Origin of the sequence: Kitasatospora sp. NPDC056446, assembly GCF_042796115.1 — a bacterium.
In the GTDB taxonomy this organism is placed as follows: Bacteria; Actinomycetota; Actinomycetes; order Streptomycetales; family Streptomycetaceae; genus Kitasatospora.
In genome coordinates, this window is the sequence record NZ_JBHTRF010000097.1 from 27,601 (window position 1) to 30,788 (window position 3,188).

Here is a 3,188-nt window from a genome sequence, read left to right on the forward strand (position 1 = left end):
CCGGCCCCCCCCTACGTGCCGGTCGGCCGCCCCCCGCGGGCCGGGGGTGGCGCCCCCCCCCCGCCCCCCGGGCGCCGGGTGCGGGCCCCCGGCCCCCCCCCCCGCTCCCCTTCCTGCTCCCCGGCTGTTCGGGGCCGGGCGGCTCAGGGCACCGGCCCGGCCGGCCCGCCGTTCCGCTGACGGGCGGACTGCACACCGAGGTAGCCGACCCCGGCCATCAGCACCGCGTTCAGGGCGGCGGCGATCGCGAGGTCCCTCGGCAGGCTGAGGTCCCCCGGGCGGTGCACGGCCGCCCGGCCCCAAGGGTCGTAACGGACGGTCACCCGGTCGCCGACCGCGAGCGCGTGCAGGTCCAGGACCAGCTCGCCCAGCGGCACACCGTCCGCGCCGGCCACGTCGTACGCCGAACTCGGATGCTTGCCCTCGGGGTGGTCGCGCGCCGCCGTGACCAGCGCGGTGGTGTCCACCCCGGACAGCCCCAGGATCACGTCGTCCCTGGCCAGCGCCACCGCCGCGGTGGTGGCCCCGCCCAGGGCGACGGCGAAGAACGCCACGAAGCACCCGAACGCCCGCCCGACCAGCCGGACCATGCCCACCGTCCACCCGACCACCAGCACCAGGCCGAACAGGACGGCGGCGAACCCCCCGAGATAGGTGCCCGTGAGCACCAGCCCCACGGTCCCGACCGGCACGGCGAGCACCAGCCCGACCGTCCCCCGGTACCTCCCGACCCCGCCCATGGCGCCCCCTGTCGTACATCCGATCGGAGGGGAAGGCTACGCCGCTCCCGAGGCCACCCCCGGGCGGGGGCCGTCAGTCGGGCGGGACGGGCAGTTCGTCGGAGTCGAGGAAGAGGTAGGCGTAGACCTTCTCCAGGTAGGCGTACATCTCCTCGTCGCTCTCGAAGTCGATCCAGGTCCGTTCGCAGTACTCGCCCCGGGTCATGGTCCGTTCGGTGAGCATCTGCAGGAAAAGATTTCTCTGCTTTTCGCGCCAGCCGGATATCCTGACGACCTCCCTGATGCCGTCCAGATAGTAATAGGCGACCTCGACATTGAGGTACTGTTCGAAGAATCCTGCGAGATCGGGATCCATGGCGTCCTTATGGGTGTCTCCCCGGCGCGGGGTTTGGATATGATGTTACCAGGCGGAATCCACCGTTTCCGTCCGGTACGTAGACGGCGACGATCTTTCCGCCCTCGAAATTCACCGGAAGATACTGATTCGGATTCTGCGGATCCTTGTAGAACCCGGTGAATCGCTTGTGCCCGTCCGGGCCGAGAATGTCTTCGATGGGAATCGCGACATCAGGGAGCTCGCCGTTTTTCTTCAGGTAACTGCGAACGTATTTGTCGACCGTGACCATGTCCGCAGGATCGTCGTAGCGCGTCGCGTAGGGGCCGCATTTGTGCACTTGCCCGTTGTCGCCGTCGACGGTCGTCCCGGTCAACGGGTCGATATGGTTATTCGACTTGACGTGCCCGGCATTCGCCGATGCCGGGGTGTAGATCTTGGGGGATCCATCAGGATTGGTCATGGTGGTTCCCAATCGGATCTGCAGCGCCGAATCGTCGACCCTGATGTGTCGGCCGGGTGCATGGCCCTGGCTGTCGAAGTCGCCGATGCGCTTGGCGGTGCCGACCTTCTCGCCGCTGGGGCCGGCGATCGCGCCGACGGCGCCGAGGGCGATGTCCAGCGGCATCACCGGGCCGGTCCGGAAGGCGGCGTCGTAGCCGTAGGTGAGGCCGGCGCCGGCGACCATGCGGCCGGGGATGGTGTCGGCGGCGCCCGCGAGCTTGCCTGCGGCGGCGAGGGCGACGGAGGCGTTGTCGGAGACCTCGGCGGCCGTGGAGAGCACCCGCCCGCCGGCGCCGAGGCCGGAGCCGGCGCCGCCCATGATGCCGCCGGTCTCGGCGGAGTCCGCGACCTCCTGGAGGCTGAACCCGCCGTCGCCGAAGGACATCCGGATGGGCTGGGCGACGGCGATGTCGACGGTGATGGCCTCCAGCGCGCCGAAGGCGGCGCCGACCAGGACGGTGGCGGCGATCATGGCGATGGTCTCGGAGACGGCGACGCCGACGCCGGCGGCGGTGGAGACGATGGCCGCCGAGGCGGCGACGGCGGCGCCTTCGGAGAGTCCGACGGTGAAGAAGGCGAGCGCGGTGCCGGCGACGAGGGTGCCGCCGACGATCGCGGCTTCCTCCTCCAGTTTCTTGACGGCCTTGTCGACTTCGGCGGCGAAGTCGCGTAGTGCCTTGGCGAGGCCGCGGCAGGCGCTGGCGGCGTCGGGCAGCCAGCCCTTGCCGTTGCCCGCGCTGTCCTTGCCGCCGTAGTAGTTGCCCCAGAACGCGCCGAAGGCGTCGATCGCGGGGCCGTGGTTGCCGGCGACGATGGCGGCGGCGGCCTGGTTGGTGGGCGCGGTGACGTTGTCGATGGCGGTGGCCATCGCGTCCCAGGCGTCGGCGGCCTTGCGGAGCTTGTCGGGGTCGGCGTCGGGCCACCACATGCCGGTGAGTTCGCGGACGGCCTTCGCGACCGTGGACTCACCCACGCGCGACGCTCCCCGTCGGGGAGGGGGTGCGGGTCACGGCGTCAGGCTCTTCCGGACGTGGCTGTCGGCGCCGGTGTGGTTGTCGGCGTGGGCGACCAGCCCGTCGTGGATGCTGGCGAGTCCGGTGACCAGGGTGTCCAGGGCGGAGAGCACCTTGTCGTGCGGGCCGTTGTAGGCCTGGGCGAACTCGTTGCCCTGCTTGTCGCCGCCCCAGGGGCTGCCGGCCGCGGTGAGGCCGCGCTTGAGCGTGTCGAGGGCCTCCTTGAGCGCCTTGCTCTGGGCTTCGAAGGTCGGTGCGGCCGCCTTCAGGTCCCCCGGTGAGATCTTGAAAGTCGGTCCGCCGGCTTTCGCTCCGTCATCCGCCATGGCGTTTCCCCCGTCCATGTCCTCCGTCTGAAGTGCGTTGGCGGAGATGGCGGGTGGGGGCGGCCGGGTTTCGGACGGTTCGTGTGACGAGGGTCACTTGACCGACGCCGGGGGAGCGCTTGACCGGACCAGGAGGGACCCGGGGGAACCCGGAGGGGCCTGGACGGGCCTAGAGGCAATGCCGGTGACTTTAGGTCGCTCCTGGTTCGGCGATCGTGACTGTTGTCGGTTCGGGTGGTGGCCAGTCGCGGTGTCGGGCGCGCTTGAGGGG

Annotated in this window: 4 protein-coding genes; all 4 read right to left on the bottom strand. The window is 70.7% G+C overall.

The genetic code is table 11. The features are described 5' to 3' along the window. Positions 1-143 precede the first annotated feature (143 nt). Positions 144-740 carry a hypothetical protein gene (locus ACFQ6N_RS36060; RefSeq protein ID WP_380658261.1) on the bottom strand — a complete coding sequence of 199 codons (597 nt, stop codon included), beginning with the start codon at positions 738-740 and terminating at the stop codon, positions 144-146. Between the two features lie 73 nt (positions 741-813). Continuing rightward, positions 814-963 carry a hypothetical protein gene (locus ACFQ6N_RS36065; protein ID WP_380658263.1) on the bottom strand — a complete coding sequence of 50 codons (150 nt, stop codon included), beginning with the start codon at positions 961-963 and terminating at the stop codon, positions 814-816. Between the two features lie 139 nt (positions 964-1,102). Beyond that, complete coding sequence (locus tag ACFQ6N_RS36070) at positions 1,103-2,551, bottom strand: hypothetical protein (protein WP_380658265.1); 1,449 nt, start codon at positions 2,549-2,551, stop codon at positions 1,103-1,105. A 33-nt stretch (positions 2,552-2,584) separates the two neighbouring features. Beyond that, on the bottom strand, positions 2,585-2,917 hold the full coding sequence (locus tag ACFQ6N_RS36075; RefSeq protein ID WP_380658266.1) for a WXG100 family type VII secretion target: 333 nt from the start codon (positions 2,915-2,917) through the stop codon (positions 2,585-2,587). Between the last annotated feature and the right edge of the window lie 271 nt (positions 2,918-3,188).

Bases quoted from the DNA above. Each gene is read 5' to 3' on its own strand.
- ACFQ6N_RS36060 (WP_380658261.1), bottom strand. From the start codon at position 740: ATGGGCGGGGTCGGGAGGTACCGGGGGACGGTCGGGCTGGTGCTCGCC.
- ACFQ6N_RS36065 (WP_380658263.1), bottom strand. From the start codon at position 963: ATGCTCACCGAACGGACCATGACCCGGGGCGAGTACTGCGAACGGACC.
- ACFQ6N_RS36075 (WP_380658266.1), bottom strand. From the start codon at position 2,917: ATGGCGGATGACGGAGCGAAAGCCGGCGGACCGACTTTCAAGATCTCA.